This window comes from Curvibacter sp. GW821-FHT09D12, assembly GCF_059416245.1.
Genome location: NZ_JBWKOU010000002.1, coordinates 142731 through 157427, shown reverse-complemented (window position 1 = coordinate 157427; position 14697 = coordinate 142731). Strand labels below are relative to the sequence as shown.

Genomic DNA, 14697 nt, shown 5'->3' with positions numbered 1-14697 from the left:
GAGGCCCAGTGGAGTCATTTTGTCGATTCTGTCCCGATCATCCAGTCGCCTGTATCGGCGGGCCACTGCAGGGCTGGCGCTGCTGCTCGTCTTTGGATTGTCCAGCCTTGCCCCTGCCCAGCTCCCCGCCCTGGGCGATGGCGATGGAATGACCCTGGGCGCCGAGCGCCGCCTGGGGGACCAGATTGCGCGTGAGCTCTACCGTGACCCGGACTACTTAGATGACCCGGTGCTGCAGGAATACGTGGAGGGCATCTGGCAGCAGCTGATGCAGGCGGCCCGCCAGCGCGGCGAACTCACGCCCGATCAGGACGAGCGTTTTGCCTGGCAGGTGCTGCTGGGCAAGGACCGCCAGGTCAACGCCTTTGCGCTGCCGGGCGGCTACATGGGCGTGTACCTGGGGCTGATCGCCATCGTGGCCAACCGCGACGAGCTGGCGTCGGTGCTGGGGCATGAACTCAGCCACATCACCCAGCGCCACATCTCGCGCATGATGAGCAAGGACAGCCAGCAGACCCCTTTGCTGGTGGCCGCGCTGATCCTGGCCGCCCTGGCGGCCAGCAAAAGCCCCGATGCCGCCAGCGCGCTGGTGGTGGGGGGGCAGGCACTCACGGTGCAGAATCAGCTCAAGTTCTCGCGCGACATGGAGCGCGAGGCCGATCGGGTGGGCTATGGCGTCATGACCCAGGCGGGCTTTGATGGCCAGGGCTTTGTCACCATGTTCGACAAACTGCAGCAGGCTTCGCGCCTGAACGACAACGGCGCCTACCCCTACCTGCGCAGCCACCCGCTGACCACCGAACGCATCGCCGACATGCAGGCCCGCCAGGAGCTGCGCCCCGGCAGCAAGGGGGGGGTGCCGACCTCGCTGGAGCACGCCCTCATCATGGCCCGGGCCCGGGCCATCAGTGCCGACAACATCGAATTGCAGCGCCAGCGCCAGACCGAACCCGATGGGGCTGCTTTCCGGCAGCAACCGCCCGTGCGTCAGGCGCAGGCCTTGTACGGGGCCGCGCTGGCCTCCATGCAACTGCGTGACTGGGCTCGCGCTCGCGATGCGGTCAATCGCCTGCAGCCTCTGGTGCAGTCGAGCCCCGAGGCCCTGCGCCTGCAGCGCCTGCTGGTGGCCGAGCTCGATCTGGCCACGGGCAAGCCTGCCACGGCGGCTGCTCTGCCGATGGGTGCGGGCGTGAGGCGTCCGGAGCTGTTGCTGGGCACCCAGGGGCGCCTGGCGCTGGGTGGCGTGGATCAGGCCGAACCGACGGCCGAAGCCCTGCAGACCTGGGTGACCGTTCACCCCCACGATGGCACGGCATGGCAGTGGTTGTCACGTGCCTGGGCGGGCGCTGGCAAGCCCTTGCGGGCGCTGCGGGCCGAAGCCGAGGTGCAGGTGGCGCACTTTGATTACAGCGGTGCCATGGACCGTTTCAAGGCCGCGCAAGACATGGTTCGCCGCGGCGGCAGCGCCGCCACCGACCATGTCGAGGCCTCGATCATCGATGCCCGCACCCGCGAGGTGGCCTCACTGCTGCGGGAACAGGCTGCGCAGCGCTGAGTCGATCACCATGCCCAGGGCCGAGTAGATCAGCGAGCCGATCAGGGCCGCGCCAAACCCGGCCACCTGAAAGCCTTTGAGCACCTCGGCGGCGGCCCAGAACATGAAGGCATTGATCACGAACAGGAACAGCCCCAGCGTCACCACTGTCACGGGCAGTGTCAGCACCACCAGGATGGGGCGCAACACGGCGTTGAACAGGCCGATCACCAGCGCGGCCACCAAGGCCGCGCTCAGGCTGGTGACCTGCACGCCCGGGTACAGGTAGGCCACGAACATCAGTGCGGCTGCGCTCAGCAGCCATTTCAGCAGCAGTTTCATGGGCGCAGCATAGCAGCAGGTGGCACGCGGCACCCTGCTGCTTTACTCGGTGGCCAGCACCAGGGCGGCGCCCAGACCTGCCACGGCGCCCGGTACCGCCCAGCGTGCGCCGTGGGGCTCGGGCTGGTTGTGCGTCACGGCGGGCAGGTCCTGGCCCAGCTTGGGGCGGCGCGCATCCAGCACCCGGGCACCGGGGAACTGCCGGCGCAGGCTGTCCGACAGATCGGCCAGCGAGCCATGGGCCACCAGGCGGGTCAGTTGATCGCCGGGGCCCACCACGGCCTGCACCACCGGCTCGGTCACCTTGTCGGCCCAGCGGGCGCGCCAGTTCTCGCGGTTGGCGTAGCTCACCCATTTGCTCACGCGGCGCGTCATGCGCGGCGGGCAGGCCACCAGGATCCAGTGGGTGGCGGCCTGCTGCGCGGGGGCGGTGGCCGGCGCGAGCAGGGGCAGCAGCTGATGGCAGGCGTGTTCGGCATCGTCGAAGTAGGCAATCAGGGTGTCCATGGTTTCTCCTTGAGACGAAGGTGGCCGTGTGGGGCCGCTGGCGGGAACGGAAGCTGTCTTGGATCCGGGATGGAACATGGCAGGGGCCTGGTTCATGCCGAGGGGTCGGAGCTGATTTGCGGCGTGGTGCGGCCGCCCTGGTGGTGGGGCTGGCGGCGCTGGTGCAGCCAGCCGGCGCCCAGCACGCCAGCAATGGCCACCCCGTAGGTGCTCCAGCGGGCCAGCGTGTTCATCAGTTCAGGCGGATCAAACACCGCGTCCAGCAAGGGCTCGCCCACGATCATGCGAGCGGCCGTGAATGCCAACACCGCGGCACCGGCATGGATGATCAGCGGGAAGCGTTCCACCAGCTTCAGCACCACCGAGCTGCCAAACACCACGATGGGCACGCTGATCAGCAGGCCCAGGATCACCAGGTCAAATGCGCCGTGCGCGGCCCCGGCGACGCCCAGCACGTTGTCGATGCCCATCAGGGCGTCGGCCACCACAATCGTCTTCATGGCACCCCAGAACGTGCTGGCGGCCGGGCCGTCGGCATGGCCATCGCCGTCGTCGGCCAGCAGTTTGTAGGCGATCCACAGCAGGCCCAGCCCACCGATCAGCATCAGGCCGGGCACCTTCAGCAGCCAGACCACGCCCACGGTCATCAGCGAGCGCACGCCGATGGCGCCCACCGTGCCCCACAGGATCGCCTTCTTCTGCAGGTGCGCAGGCAATTGCCGCGCGGCCAGGGCGATCACGATGGCGTTGTCCCCGGCCAGAACCAGGTCGATCAGAACGATGGCCAGCAGGGCGGACCACCACGGTGCGGAAAGAAATTCCATGAAGACACTCCAGGATGTGCAAGAACAAACCCTGGGGCAGGTGGCGGTCATGGTGGGGCTGGGCGCGCACCCAGGCGGATGCGGTGGCAGACACGCTTCGACCAAACCTGTCCCAGGTTCGAATCGAAGGTCTTGCTCGGCATGGAGTCATGCAGAAAATGCCCAACAAGCCGGAAGCCTAGGCTTCGTATTGACGACTTGCTGATCTGGTGTGGCGGTTGCACGAGGGTGCAGACCCGTTCACACCGAGGGAGCTACTCCCCTTCGTGCCCTGATTTAACCATTGGTCGCAGAGGCCTTGCAAGTTGTAGGTTTTTTAAATTCCAACGAGGTGGCTTCACGGCGGCCCGGTCACCAGGCAGGGCTTGTGGCGGCGGATTATGATCGCGCCCCTTGTTTTGAATTTGCCATGGCCGGAATCCACATCACCGACATCGAAGCCGCCATCAACCACTGGCGCGCCAAGAAGCCCTCGCCCGATGGGGTCGTTCTGTCGCCCGAGCTGCGCGCGCTGGCCGAGGTGTATGCGCTGATGGTGTATTTCCATGAAGACGAGGCCGACGAGTTCAGCCTGCCCGAGGCGGCCTGGCAGGCCTGGCAGGCCTGGTACGACACCACGCCCGACACCCCCTGCATTGCGATCTGCTCCACCAGCCAGGGCGACAGCCATTGCAAGGGCTGCGGCCGCACCTTTGACGAGGTGCAGCACTGGCCCGGCATGAGTGCCACCGAAAAACGCCACACCTGGCGCCGAATCACCCAGGAGGGGCAGGCCTGGCGCTTCAACCGCTACCTGGAGCGCGCCGCCGAAGGCCCCACCGCCGCAGCCCAAGCCATGCAGACCGCAGCCCAGGAGGTTCATCGGCAGCGCACGCGGCGCAAAACCCGAAAAGGCGGCGAAGCCGCCGACTGAATCACTTCCAGCGGATGCACTCGATCTCTACGGTGTCTTTCGAGTCGCTCATCATCAGCGCCCCTTCCTGCACCGTCGCCTGCAGCTGCATGCTGCGTTGCGCCAGCCTGGCCAGGGCCTGCGAGGCCTCGGTGGGCACGCGCCACACCTGCAGCTTGTCCATGCGGCTGACCTTGTTCTCCATGGTCTTCCACCACACCTCGGCGGCGTGGTGAAAGCAGTACACCAGCACCTGGTCCGACTTCTGGCAGGCCTTGAGCATGGGCTTTTCTTCGGGCTGGCCCACCTCCACCCACACCCGCTTGTACCCGGTGAAGTCGGTCAGCGACACGTCGGGGTCGTCCGGGTCTGACAGGCCGGCGCCAAAGGCCAGGGTGCCGTCGCCGTTGCACACGTCCTGCAACTGGTGCGCCTGCAGCGCCAGGGCCGCCAGGCGGATCATCATGCGTTCATCGGTTTCGCTGGGATGGCGTGCCAGGGTGAGGGCGTGGTCCGCGTAGTAGTTGTGGTCGATGTCGGCGATCGACAGGGCGGCTTTGAAGATGGTGGATTTGAGAGCCATGAGGCGTTCTTGTTCTGAAAGGAGAAGGTCGCAAAACCCGTGCAGGGGCCTGTGCTGTGCGAGCCACAAGCGGCTATGCTGGCAGCCGGATGGGCCCGCCTGCGGGTGGGTCGGTCCATTCGAATGGAGCATCGACTGCCATGGGTCCAACCTTGCATTTCACCACAGGCGCTGTTTTGCCCTGGCGCCGCACGCTGTGGCGGGGGGCCGGGCTGGCCGGTTTGGCGCTCACCCTCGCCCAGGTTGCGGGGGCCGGGCCCGCCGCGGTGTGGCGCCTGCAGGATGCGCAAGGCCGCACGGTGTTCACCGATCGGGTCAGCGAAGACGACATTGCCTCGGGTCGGGCGCAGCCGGTGAAGGTCGAGAAGGTGACGCCTGAGATGGCTGCCCAGGCGCAGGCCAAGCGACAGCATGAGCAGGTCGAAATCGACCGCTACAACCAGCAACTCAACCAGAAGCTGCAGCGCCGCAGCGAGGCGGCGCGCGCCGTCGAACTGGCCCGCCAGCACCTGGAGCAGGCCCAGGCCCTCTATCTGGCCGGCGAGGCCCCGCGTGAGGACGAATCGAATCGGGTGCGCACGGGCTCGCGCCTCAGCGAGCGTTATGCCCAGCGGCGCCTGCGCGAGCGCCAGGCCATCGACAATGCGGCCCTGGCGCTGCAGCGCGCCCAGGCCTACCAGGCCTCGCTGCCCTGAGCAGCTTGAGGCCTGTGGGCCTCAGGCCCGGCGTGCCAGTTCGGCGGCCTTGCCCACGTAGCTGCCCGGCGTCATGGCCAGCAGGCGGTCTTTTTCGGCCTGCGGGATTTCCAGCGAACGGATCAGGCCGTGCAGGGCTTCGGCCGTCACGGTCTTGCCACGGGTCACTTCCTTGAGCTTTTCGTAGGCACCCTGCACGCCAAAGCGGCGCATCACGGTCTGGATGGGCTCGGCCAGCACTTCCCACGAGGCGTCCAGGTCAGCTGCCAGGGCTTCTTCGTTGAGTTCGAGCTTGTTCAGGCCCACCATCAGCGAGTTGTAGGCCAGGGCGGCGTAGCCCAGGGCCACGCCGATGTTGCGCAGCACCGTGCTGTCGGTCAGGTCACGCTGCCAGCGGCTCACCGGCAGCTTTTCGCTCAGGTGGCGCAACACGGCATTGGCCAGGCCCAGGTTGCCTTCGGCGTTCTCGAAGTCGATCGGGTTGACCTTGTGCGGCATGGTCGACGAGCCGATCTCGCCGGCCTTCAGGCGTTGCTTGAAGTAGCCCAGGCTCACATAGCCCCACACGTCACGCGACCAGTCGACCAGGATGGTGTTGGCGCGGGCCACGGCATCGAAGAACTCGGCCATGTAATCGTGCGGCTCGATCTGGATGCTGTAGGGCTGGAAGGTCAGGCCCAGGCCCAGGGGTTCGGGCGACTCGATCACCTTCTTGCTGAAGGCCTCCCAGTCGAAGTCGGGCCAGGCCGACAGGTGGGCGTTGTAGTTGCCGACGGCGCCGTTCATCTTGCCCATCAGCTTCACCGCGGCGATCTTCTCGCGGGCGGCGGCCAGGCGCACCAGCACGTTGGCCACTTCCTTGCCCACCGTGGTCGGGCTGGCGGTCTGGCCATGGGTGCGGCTCAGCAGGGGCACGTCGGCATAGGCGTGCGCCATGTCGCGCAGCTTGGTGATGAGGCCGTCCAGGGCCGGCAGGATCACCACGTCACGCGCGGCCTTGATCTGCAGCGCGTGGCTGGTGTTGTTGATGTCTTCGCTGGTGCAGGCAAAGTGCACGAATTCGCTGGCGGCCTGCAGCTCGGGGCGGGCCTCGAACTTCGACTTGATCCAGTACTCCACGGCCTTCACGTCGTGGTTGGTGGTCTTTTCGATCTCCTTGATGGCCAGGCCATCGGCTTCGGAGAAGTTCTTCACCAGGCCCAGCAGGTAGGTGCGGGCGCCGGGGGTGAGGGGTTTGAATTCGTCAAAACCGGCGTCGGACAGCGCGATGAACCACGCCACCTCCACCTGCACACGGCGGTGCATGTATCCCAGCTCGCTCATGAGCGGGCGCAGGGGGCTGAGTTTGCTGGCGTAACGACCGTCCAGCGGCGAAAGGGCGGAGATGGGTGAGAAGCTCATCCCTGAATTGTAGGTTGCCGGGCCGGGACAGGGGCGACTCGATAGAATGCGCTGCACGGATCCCTGGTCCCATTCCCTGAGACATAGACACATGAAATTGATCGGTTCTACCACCAGCCCGTATGTGCGAAAAGTGCGCATCGTGATGGCCGAAAAAAAGCTCGACTACCAGTTCGTCATTGAGAACGTCTGGGCCGATGACACGACGATCAGCACCTCCAACCCCCTGGGCAAGGTGCCGTGTCTGGTGATGGAGGGCGGCGAGGCCGTCTTCGATTCGCGCGTCATCGTCGAGTACCTCGACACCCTGTCGCCCGTCGGCAAGCTGATCCCGGCCCAGGGCCGCGAGCGCGCCGAGGTCAAGACCTGGGAGGCGCTGGCCGATGGCCTGATGGACGCCGGCCTGCTGGCACGCATGGAAACCGTGTGGGCACACCGCCCGCCCGAGCAGCAATGCCAGGCCTGGATCGACCGCCAGATGGGCAAGATCACCGAAAGCCTCAAGGCCATGAGCCAGGGCCTGGGCGACAAGCCTTTCTGCAGTGGCATCCACCTCAGCCTGTCCGACATCGCCGTGGGTTGTGCCCTGGGCTGGCTCGAGTTCCGCTTTCCTGAGGTGCCCTGGCGCACCGAGCACCCCAACCTGGCGCGCCTCATGGACAAGCTCATGCAGCGCCCCAGCTTTGCCGATACCCGCCCGGCCTGAAGCGCCTCGGTGCGGGGCATGGCCCTCCAATCAAAAGCCGGCCTTGGCCGGCTTTTTCATGTCTGGGCCCCGGGGCTCACGGCTCACTCGCGGGCGCGTTGCTTCAGCCAGCGCATCATGCGGCCCACCACGGGCAGTTTCTCGTACAGCTCTTCGGCCGCGTCCCAGTAGTCGCGGTGCAGCGTGATCAGGCCCTGCTCGTCGTACACCAGATGGCTGGCGCCACGCACCGTCTGCCACTGGGTGGGCGAGAAGCGCTGGAATCGGAACAAGAAATCCCAGGTCAGAAAGCAGTGCGGGCCCTGCACCACGCGCTGGGTCACGACAAAGTGCGGCTCATGCAGCGACACGAACATGTGCTGGAACACCCCCTCGATCGCGGCCAGGCCACGCACCTCGTTGAACGGGTCCTTGAAGACCGCATCAGCCGCGTAGTGCTGCCCCAGTCGGGCCAGATCGGTCGGGCGCAGGTGTTCAAAGAACTGCACCGTGCGCTGCACGGCGGCATCGATCCCGCCGGGGGCGGGTGACAGGGGTTCGGTCATGGTCACAGTCCTGTGAAGCGGCGCACCAGCGGAAAGTAGACAGGGTAAGGCAGGCACTGCAAGAGCTTCATCACGCGGCTGAATCGTTTCGGAAAATGGATGTCGAAATCTCCCTGGCGCCAGCCTTGCAGCATGGCCAGTGCCGCCTGCTCGGGGCTGATCAGGGCCGGCATGGCAAAGTCGTTCTGGGCCGTCAGCGGGGTGGCCACAAAGCCGGGGTTGATCACGCTCACGCCCAGGCCCAGGTCCTGCAGGTCCAGGTACAGGGTTTCGGCCAGGTGGATCAGTGCCGCCTTGGTCGGGCCATAGGCCAGGCTGTTGGGCAGGCCCCGGTAGCCCGCCACGCTGCTGACCAGGCTCAGGTGGCCGGGCCGCCCGGCGCGGGCTGCCTCGATCATGCCGGGCAGCACGGCGTCCAGCACATGCAGGGCCCCCATGTAGTTGATCTGCAGGTGCTGCAGCAGGCTGTCGAGCCGCAGCTGCGTGGCCCGCATGGGCTGGTAGTAGCCGGCGCAGTACAGCATCAGGTCCAGCGGGCCCGCGCCCAGCACCTGGGCGGCCACGGCCTGCACCTGATCGCGCTGCGTCACGTCCAGTGCCAGGCCCTGGCTGCCGGGGTGCTGGTGGGCAAAAACCTGCAGCGCCTCGGCATTGCGCGCCGACACGATCACCTGGGCGCCCCGCTGGTGCAGTGCGCTGGCCGTGGCCAGCCCGATGCCGCTGGAGGCTCCCACCAGCCACACCCGGCGTCCCTGCCAGTCGGTGATGCGCGGGTTGCGGCTCATGGCTGCGCCTTCTGGAACGACAGCAGTACCTCGCCCAGGCGCACACCGAATTTGCTCATGGTGGCCCGGTTCAGCATGGTCTGCGCGCTCATCAGGATCATCCAGTCGTCAAATTGCACGTGGTAGGTGCTGCCGTCCACCGGCAGCGCCAGGGTGTAGTTCCAGCGCAGCGCGTTGCCGGCCACCTGGCCCTGGGCCTCGCCGACCACATCATCGGCCCGGCCCCGGTAGTGCCCGTCGGGCAGGCGGGTCAAGTGCCAGACGCGGCGCTGGGTGCTGCCGTCGGAGTAGCTGAAATGTTCGTCCAGCACGCCTTCGTCGCCGTCCCAGCGGCAATCCATCACCACGGTGAAGCGCTTCACGATGCGACCGCTGCGGTCCTGGAACAGGCCCTGGGCATCCACGCGGCCCTTGAAGAACTCGCGCAGATCCAGGGTGGGTTTTTCGGCCGCGTAGTCGCTCACCTGGGGGCCGGCACAGCCTGCCAGCGCCAAGGTGGCGGCGCCCAGGGCGCAGCGCAGAAAGTGTTGTCGGTTCATGGTGTGTCGAGGGGTGAGGGTTGAAGAAGGGGCCCGGGTTGGGCCTTGGCCCGGGCTGCTGGCCGCAGGATCAACTGGTACAGCGCCGCGGCCGCCCCCAGCTTGAGCGCGCAAGGCAGCGCGGCATAGCCCATGCTCAGGGCCTGCAGGCCGGCTGCGTCGGTGCTGCCGGGCGTGTAGCCCAGCGCGGCCAGCAGGGGCAGTGCCAGGCCGGCGGCCAGGGCCAGGTTCAGCTTGTTGGCAAAGTTCCACCAGCCAAAGCTGGCCCCTGCCGAGGCGGCGCCGGGCTGGGCCACCACGCCGGCCAGCAGGGCACCGGGCACCACCAGATCGGCCCCCAGCGTCAGTCCGGACAGGGCGCAGATCCAGCGGAACGCGCCCACCTGCCCCGTCCCCAACGTGGCGGCCCAGGCAAACACCGCCACCGCCAGCAGCATGCCGGCCAGCCAGCAGCGCGTCAGCCCCCAGCGCGCCACGGCACGCAGCCACAGCGGCATGGCGGCGGCGGCACTCAGAAAGTACAGACCCAGCAACACCGGCTCTTGTCCGGGCGCGGCGTGCAGCCGGTCCTGCACAAAAAACAGCAGCAAGGTGGCCGGCACCGCGCTGGCGATGCCATTCAGCACAAAGACCCCCATCAGGCGGCGGAAGGCCACCTGCCGCCACGGCTGCCACAGCCCGGCCGGGTCGGCGGATTCGTTGGCCGGAGGCCGGGGGGAAGGCACCGGGGCGCGGTGCCAGGCCAGCCAGCCCAGCATCAGCAAGCCACTGAAGGCGGCGAGCATGGCCGGCACCCCCAGCAGCGTAGGCAGCACCGAGGCCAGCACCACCCCCAGCAGACCTGCGCCCTCGCGCCAGGCCACCACCCGGCCGCGCTGTGCTTCGTCACCGCCCAGGCGGGCGCCCCAGGCCTGGTGGGCGATGCTCAACAGGCTGTAAGCCGGGTAGGCCAGGGCCAAGCCTCCCGCAGCCCAAACCAGCAAGGCGCCCGGGCTGTGCACCGGGGGCATGAACACGGCCCACAGGGCCAGCGCGAGCAAGGCACCGGCCGCGGCACAGGCACGCCACACGGCCTGTGGCCCCTGGTGCAGCAGGCGATCGGCGAGCCGGCCCAGGGCCGGGTCGACCAGCGCGTCCAGCAGGCGGGCGCCCAGCAGCACGCCCCCCAGGGCCGCCAGCGGGGTGCCCAGCGTGCTGGCGTAATGGTGCGGCAGCACCACGTACAGGGGCAGGGCCACAAAGGCCAGGGGCAGGCCCATCAGGCCATAGGCCAGGCCTTGGGGCGGCGTCAGGGCGGGCTGCACGCCGGTCACAGGCGAGGGTGGGGCAAGGTCGGCCATGAGGCAAATCCCTTCAGCGGGCGCCGGTCACGGGTGCCAGCAAGGCTTGCCGCAGCGAGGGCTCCGAGGTCGATGCGGAGAGCCAGATGCCGAAGAACAGCCGCGAGAAGCGGGCGTCTTCCAGCGCGCCCAGGGGGCGGTTGTTGTACAAGAAGCGGGCTCCGGCGTCGGGCTGGTGCAGGCCCAACAGCCGGTCGCCGTTCTTCACATCGGGCAGCAGGGCCTGCAACTGGGCCTGCCAGCGGGCGCCCTGCTCATCGCTGATGGGCTCGATGCGGCGCATCTCGCTGAGCGAGCGCCTGGCGATGGCCTCGGCGCTGAAGTCGCGCAGGTAGAGCAGCTCAAGCGCCAGCGGCAGGCTGGCGTACTGCTCGGCGCTAAAGCCCGGGCTCACCCACAGACGGGCCTGGTAGACCGACCAGCCCAGAAAGCGCATCGTGGCCTCGCCGGCGGGCACGGCGCCGGGCAAGGGTGGGTGCTGGGGGCTCGCGGCGGCATGGCCTGCGCTGGCCGCCAGCGCGGCCCACCAGAGCAGGTTCTGGCGGCGTTTCATGCGGGCTTCACCAGGGTGTACTGCACCAGGTCGATGCTGCCCATCGAGAAGCCGGCCTCGCAATAGGCCAGGTAGAACTCCCAGATGTGCATGAAGCGTTCGTCAAAACCCAGTTGCTGGATCTGGCTGCGCTGGGCCAGAAAGCGTTCGCGCCAGCGGCGCAGGGTTTCGGCGTAATCCTGGCCGAAGGCGAAGCTGTCCTCGACCTGCAGGCCGGCGGCTTCGGCGGCCTGGCGAAACTCGCGTGGGCAGGGCAGGCAGCCGCCCGGAAAGATGTATTGCTGGATGAAGTCGGTCGAGCCGATGTAGCGCTCGAACAAGGCGTCATCGATCACGATGCTCTGGATGCAGGCCCGCCCACCCGGCTTGAGCAGGCGCTGGATGGCCGAGAAATAGGTGGGCCAGTACTCGCGCCCCACGGCCTCGACCATCTCGATCGAGCACACCGCATCGTAGGGGCCGTCGTCGATGTCGCGGTAGTCCTGCAGGCGCAGGTCGGCCCGGTCTGGCACGCCCAGCGCCTGCATGCGCTGCCGGGCAAAGTCCAGTTGCTCGGTGGACAGGGTCACGCCGGTCAGCCGGGCCTGGAACTCGGTGGTGCTCATCTCGGCCAGGGCGCCCCAGCCGCAGCCGATCTCCAGCACCCGGTCGCCCGGCTGCACCCGGGCCATGCGCAGCGCCCGGCGCACCTTGGCGTGCTGGGCGCTGCGCATGTCCTGGTCTGGCCCGGCCTCGAACCAGGCCGACGAGTAGTTCATCGTGTCGTCCAGCCAGAGCTCGTAAAAGGCGTTGCCCAGGTCGTAGTGGGCGTGGATGTTTTTCTGGCTGTTGTGCCGCGTGTTGCGGTTGAGCAGGTGCTTGATGCGGTACAGCAGGCGCCCAGCCCAACTGCCATAGATCACGTCTTCCACGTGCTGGCGGTTGGCCAGGAACACCTTCAGCAATTCGGTCAGGTTGGGCGTGGTCCAGTCACCGGCGATGTAGCTCTCGGCAAAGCCGATGTCACCCGATTTCAGGGCCGCCCGGCACACTTGCCAGTTGCGCAGCGTCATGGCCGCCGCGGGGCCGTGGCCGTCGCCGAAATGGTGCAAAGCCCCATCGGGCAATTGCACGGTCAGCGAGCCGTGCTGCAGTCGCTGCAGCAGCCTGAGCGCGGTGCGCGCGGCGGCGGGCGTGCCCTGCGGCAGGGTGAACGAGGTGGGGGCGGTGCTGCTGTTCATGGCGTTCGGGGTGGGCAGGTCAACGGCTGACGAAGGCGGTGGGCGCTTCGGGCTTGCGGTGAAAGGGCACGCGCTTGAGCCACAGCCTGAGCGCCTGCAGGTGGATGCGGGCCATCAGGGCCAGCGTCATCAAAGGGTGGCCCCACAGCGCGCGGCGCACACTGGCGGGCGTGATCGGTTCCAGCGTTCCGCTGACACTGGTCTGCAGCAGCGGGCCCTGGGCGTCATCGTGGTCGATGCGCACCACGGTGCGATCCAGGCCGTCGCGCTGTGTGCGCATGAAGCGAAAGCGGTAGCTGCCCTGCACGGCGCAGAAGGGCGACACATGGAACACCTTGCGAGCGCTCAGCTCGGCGCCCCAGAAGGGCCCGCTGGCAGGAGGATCCAGCAGGTAGCAATGGCGCTCGCCGAAGGTGTTGTTCACCTCGACCACGATGGCGCGCAGCGTGCCATCGGCGCGGTGGCAGTACCAGAAGCTCACGGGCTTGAAGGTGTAGCCCAGCACGCGCGGGTAGCAGTGCAGCCACACGGGGCCGGTGGCGTCGAGGATGCCCTCGGCTTGCAGCACCTGCTCCAGCCAGGCCAGGGCACCCCCCTGGCTGGCCGGGCGGCCATCGCCGTGGTCGACATCGTGAAAGCTCAGGGCGGCGCGCCGGTTGATGCCCAAGGGGCCGTCGCAGCCCGCCAGTTCACGCATCGGCAGCAGCACAAAGAAGGTGGGGTAGGCAAAGGCGTGGCGATGGGGCCGCAGGCGGGTGTGACGCACCTGGCCAAAGCCCAGCAGGGGCTGGGTCTGTTCCGCCGCGGGGCTGGGGGGCGCCATGCGTTGCGGCCTCATGCGGCCCGGGCCTGCGATGCCGCCAGGGTGGGCTGCAGCATGGCCGCCGCCTGCAGGCCGGATTTCAGGCCATCTTCATGGAAGCCGTAGCCTGTCCAGGCGCCGCAGAACCAGGTGTGCTGGCGGCCTTGCAGGTGGGGCACCTGCTGCTGGGCCGCAATGGCGGCCAGGTCGAACACCGGGTGTTCGTAGTCGTACTCGCCCAGCACCTGGGCCGGGGCAATCGCTTTCACCGGATTGAGCGACACCAGCACCGGTTGTTCAAAGGGCAGCGGCTGCAGTCGGTTGATCAGGTAGTGCAGGCAGACGCGGGTGGATTCCTGGGCGCTGTCGGCCGCGCGTTCGTAATTCCAGGCGGCCCAGGCCTGGCGCCGTTGGGGCAGCACGCTGGCATCGGTGTGCAGCACGGCCCGGTTGGCCTGGTAGCGGATGGCGCCCAGCACCTCGCGCTCCAGCGTGCTGGCATCGGCAAGCAAGCCCAGGGCCTGGTTGGGATGGGTGGCAAGCACCAGTCGATCGAAGCGTTCGGCTCCCTGGTCGCTGGTCACTCGCACGCCGGCGGCGTCGCGTTCGATGCGATGCACCGGCGTGTTGAGCCGTTTGTCGTCCAGGCCGGCGAGGATTTTGTCCACATAGTGGCGGGCGCCGCCGGTCACGGTGTGCCACTGGGGCCGCTGGCTGACCTGGATCAGGCCATGGTTGTGGCAGAAACGGATCATGGTGGCCACCGGAAACTTCAGCATCTGGTCGGTCGGACAGCTCCAGATGCAGCCCAGCATGGGCAGGAAGTACCAGTCACGGAAGGCGTCGCCGAAACGGTGCTGGCGCAGAAAGTCGGCCAGCGGCTGCATCAGGGCGCTTTCTTCGTTGGCGCGGGCGATGCGCGTGCACAGCGCATTGAAGCGCAGCAGATCGGCCAGCATGCCCAGAAAGCGCGGGCGCAGCAGATTGCTGCGCTGGGCAAACACCGTGGCCAGGCTGGAGCCGCTCCACTCCAGGTCGTGGCCGTCCAGGGCCCCCGGTGCTTTCACCGAGAACGACATGTCCGAGGGCGACGTGGCCACGCCCAACTCGGCCAGCAGCCGGATCAGTTGGGGGTAGGTGCGTTCGTTGAAGACCAGAAAGCCGGTGTCCACCCCATGGGTGACCGGGCCGCGTGCCGTGGGCAGGGTGATGTCGACCGTGTGGGTGTGGCCGCCAAAGTAGGCGCCTGCCTCGAACAGGGTGACAGTGGCCTGGTCGCGCAAGGCATGAGCCGCCGCCAGGCCGGAGATGCCGGATCCGATCACGGCGACCTTCATGGCTGGCCTCCGTGGCGGCGGGCTGAGCCCAGAAGGGCCAGAGGGAAGAAAAGTGTTGCGAAGCGCCCCGGAACGAAGGAGGGAGGGAGGGA

At 67.7% G+C, this 14697-nt stretch carries 17 protein-coding genes; 4 read left to right on the top strand and 13 right to left on the bottom strand.

All coding sequences use genetic code 11. From position 1 onward, the window contains the following. The first annotated feature begins 19 nt into the window (after positions 1-19). Positions 20-1555 (top strand): M48 family metalloprotease, encoded by a 1536-nt coding sequence (locus AC07PT_RS03255; protein ID WP_494655761.1) that lies wholly within the window; start codon positions 20-22, stop codon positions 1553-1555. Here the strand turns inward: AC07PT_RS03255 and AC07PT_RS03250 are convergent. The 3 genes from AC07PT_RS03250 to AC07PT_RS03240 form a co-directional block, all read right to left on the bottom strand. After that, complete coding sequence (locus tag AC07PT_RS03250) at positions 1523-1876, bottom strand: phage holin family protein (RefSeq protein ID WP_492348470.1); 354 nt, start codon at positions 1874-1876, stop codon at positions 1523-1525. The two genes, AC07PT_RS03255 and AC07PT_RS03250, sit on opposite strands and share 33 nt — an antisense overlap. Positions 1877-1918: 42 nt before the next feature. Next, a complete protein-coding gene (locus AC07PT_RS03245; RefSeq protein WP_492348469.1) occupies positions 1919-2383 on the bottom strand; it encodes a hypothetical protein in 465 nt (154 codons plus the stop codon). A gap of 92 nt (positions 2384-2475) precedes the next feature. After that, entirely contained in the window at positions 2476-3207 is a 732-nt protein-coding gene (locus AC07PT_RS03240; RefSeq protein WP_494655760.1) for a TerC family protein, read from the bottom strand. 409 nt (positions 3208-3616) lie between these two features. Here AC07PT_RS03240 and AC07PT_RS03235 point away from each other — a divergent pair, with 409 nt between their 5' ends. Then, positions 3617-4120 carry a DUF3717 domain-containing protein gene (locus tag AC07PT_RS03235; protein ID WP_494655759.1) on the top strand — a complete coding sequence of 168 codons (504 nt, stop codon included), beginning with the start codon at positions 3617-3619 and terminating at the stop codon, positions 4118-4120. A gap of 1 nt (position 4121) precedes the next feature. On the opposite strand, the gene AC07PT_RS03230 is transcribed toward AC07PT_RS03235, so the two are convergent. Continuing rightward, positions 4122-4682 carry a YaeQ family protein gene (locus tag AC07PT_RS03230; RefSeq protein WP_494655758.1) on the bottom strand — a complete coding sequence of 187 codons (561 nt, stop codon included), beginning with the start codon at positions 4680-4682 and terminating at the stop codon, positions 4122-4124. A 140-nt stretch (positions 4683-4822) separates the two neighbouring features. Between AC07PT_RS03230 and AC07PT_RS03225 the strand changes: the two genes are divergently transcribed. Next, on the top strand, positions 4823-5377 hold the full coding sequence (locus AC07PT_RS03225) for a hypothetical protein (protein WP_494655757.1): 555 nt from the start codon (positions 4823-4825) through the stop codon (positions 5375-5377). Between the two features lie 21 nt (positions 5378-5398). Here AC07PT_RS03225 and purB read toward each other — a convergent pair whose 3' ends face one another. Continuing rightward, positions 5399-6778, bottom strand: coding sequence for an adenylosuccinate lyase (gene purB, locus AC07PT_RS03220; protein ID WP_492348464.1), 1380 nt, complete (start codon positions 6776-6778; stop codon positions 5399-5401). Between the two features lie 91 nt (positions 6779-6869). Between purB and AC07PT_RS03215 the strand changes: the two genes are divergently transcribed. Continuing rightward, positions 6870-7484, top strand: coding sequence for a glutathione S-transferase N-terminal domain-containing protein (locus tag AC07PT_RS03215; RefSeq protein WP_019573903.1), 615 nt, complete (start codon positions 6870-6872; stop codon positions 7482-7484). A gap of 83 nt (positions 7485-7567) precedes the next feature. On the opposite strand, the gene AC07PT_RS03210 is transcribed toward AC07PT_RS03215, so the two are convergent. The 8 genes from AC07PT_RS03210 to AC07PT_RS03175 are packed head-to-tail and all read right to left on the bottom strand — an operon-like array spanning position 7568 to position 14605. Next, positions 7568-8029 (bottom strand): nuclear transport factor 2 family protein, encoded by a 462-nt coding sequence (locus AC07PT_RS03210; protein WP_492348462.1) that lies wholly within the window; start codon positions 8027-8029, stop codon positions 7568-7570. Positions 8030-8031: 2 nt separating this feature from the next. Then, positions 8032-8814: an SDR family NAD(P)-dependent oxidoreductase gene (locus AC07PT_RS03205; RefSeq protein WP_492348461.1), complete on the bottom strand. Its 783-nt coding sequence runs from the start codon at positions 8812-8814 to the stop codon at positions 8032-8034. Continuing rightward, on the bottom strand, positions 8811-9353 hold the full coding sequence (locus tag AC07PT_RS03200; protein WP_494655756.1) for a DUF3833 domain-containing protein: 543 nt from the start codon (positions 9351-9353) through the stop codon (positions 8811-8813). Before AC07PT_RS03200 ends, AC07PT_RS03205 begins: the two co-directional genes overlap by 4 nt. After that, complete coding sequence (locus AC07PT_RS03195; protein ID WP_494655755.1) at positions 9350-10693, bottom strand: MFS transporter; 1344 nt, start codon at positions 10691-10693, stop codon at positions 9350-9352. The genes AC07PT_RS03200 and AC07PT_RS03195 overlap by 4 nt, the downstream gene beginning before the upstream one ends. Before the next feature lie 13 nt (positions 10694-10706). Continuing rightward, on the bottom strand, positions 10707-11246 hold the full coding sequence (locus tag AC07PT_RS03190; protein WP_494655754.1) for a chalcone isomerase family protein: 540 nt from the start codon (positions 11244-11246) through the stop codon (positions 10707-10709). Beyond that, the gene (locus tag AC07PT_RS03185; protein WP_494655753.1) at positions 11243-12466 is read right to left on the bottom strand and encodes a class I SAM-dependent methyltransferase; all 1224 of its coding nucleotides are present in this window, start codon (positions 12464-12466) and stop codon (positions 11243-11245) included. Before AC07PT_RS03185 ends, AC07PT_RS03190 begins: the two co-directional genes overlap by 4 nt. A 19-nt stretch (positions 12467-12485) precedes the next feature. Then, positions 12486-13289 carry a DUF1365 domain-containing protein gene (locus AC07PT_RS03180; RefSeq protein ID WP_494655752.1) on the bottom strand — a complete coding sequence of 268 codons (804 nt, stop codon included), beginning with the start codon at positions 13287-13289 and terminating at the stop codon, positions 12486-12488. An 11-nt stretch (positions 13290-13300) separates the two neighbouring features. Continuing rightward, on the bottom strand, positions 13301-14605 hold the full coding sequence (locus AC07PT_RS03175; RefSeq protein WP_494655751.1) for an NAD(P)/FAD-dependent oxidoreductase: 1305 nt from the start codon (positions 14603-14605) through the stop codon (positions 13301-13303). Between the last annotated feature and the right edge of the window lie 92 nt (positions 14606-14697).

What these genes read in the sequence shown, in the direction of transcription:
- AC07PT_RS03250 (WP_492348470.1), bottom strand. Translation starts at nt 1,876, where the DNA reads ATGAAACTGCTGCTGAAATGGCTGCTGAGCGCAGCCGCACTGATGTTC.
- AC07PT_RS03245 (WP_492348469.1), bottom strand. Translation starts at nt 2,383, where the DNA reads ATGGACACCCTGATTGCCTACTTCGACGATGCCGAACACGCCTGCCAT.
- AC07PT_RS03240 (WP_494655760.1), bottom strand. Translation starts at nt 3,207, where the DNA reads ATGGAATTTCTTTCCGCACCGTGGTGGTCCGCCCTGCTGGCCATCGTT.
- AC07PT_RS03235 (WP_494655759.1), top strand. Translation starts at nt 3,617, where the DNA reads ATGGCCGGAATCCACATCACCGACATCGAAGCCGCCATCAACCACTGG.
- AC07PT_RS03230 (WP_494655758.1), bottom strand. Translation starts at nt 4,682, where the DNA reads ATGGCTCTCAAATCCACCATCTTCAAAGCCGCCCTGTCGATCGCCGAC.
- AC07PT_RS03225 (WP_494655757.1), top strand. Translation starts at nt 4,823, where the DNA reads ATGGGTCCAACCTTGCATTTCACCACAGGCGCTGTTTTGCCCTGGCGC.
- purB (WP_492348464.1), bottom strand. Translation starts at nt 6,778, where the DNA reads ATGAGCTTCTCACCCATCTCCGCCCTTTCGCCGCTGGACGGTCGTTAC.
- AC07PT_RS03215 (WP_019573903.1), top strand. Translation starts at nt 6,870, where the DNA reads ATGAAATTGATCGGTTCTACCACCAGCCCGTATGTGCGAAAAGTGCGC.
- AC07PT_RS03210 (WP_492348462.1), bottom strand. Translation starts at nt 8,029, where the DNA reads ATGACCGAACCCCTGTCACCCGCCCCCGGCGGGATCGATGCCGCCGTG.
- AC07PT_RS03205 (WP_492348461.1), bottom strand. Translation starts at nt 8,814, where the DNA reads ATGAGCCGCAACCCGCGCATCACCGACTGGCAGGGACGCCGGGTGTGG.
- AC07PT_RS03200 (WP_494655756.1), bottom strand. Translation starts at nt 9,353, where the DNA reads ATGAACCGACAACACTTTCTGCGCTGCGCCCTGGGCGCCGCCACCTTG.
- AC07PT_RS03195 (WP_494655755.1), bottom strand. Translation starts at nt 10,693, where the DNA reads ATGGCCGACCTTGCCCCACCCTCGCCTGTGACCGGCGTGCAGCCCGCC.
- AC07PT_RS03190 (WP_494655754.1), bottom strand. Translation starts at nt 11,246, where the DNA reads ATGAAACGCCGCCAGAACCTGCTCTGGTGGGCCGCGCTGGCGGCCAGC.
- AC07PT_RS03185 (WP_494655753.1), bottom strand. Translation starts at nt 12,466, where the DNA reads ATGAACAGCAGCACCGCCCCCACCTCGTTCACCCTGCCGCAGGGCACG.
- AC07PT_RS03180 (WP_494655752.1), bottom strand. Translation starts at nt 13,289, where the DNA reads ATGGCGCCCCCCAGCCCCGCGGCGGAACAGACCCAGCCCCTGCTGGGC.
- AC07PT_RS03175 (WP_494655751.1), bottom strand. Translation starts at nt 14,605, where the DNA reads ATGAAGGTCGCCGTGATCGGATCCGGCATCTCCGGCCTGGCGGCGGCT.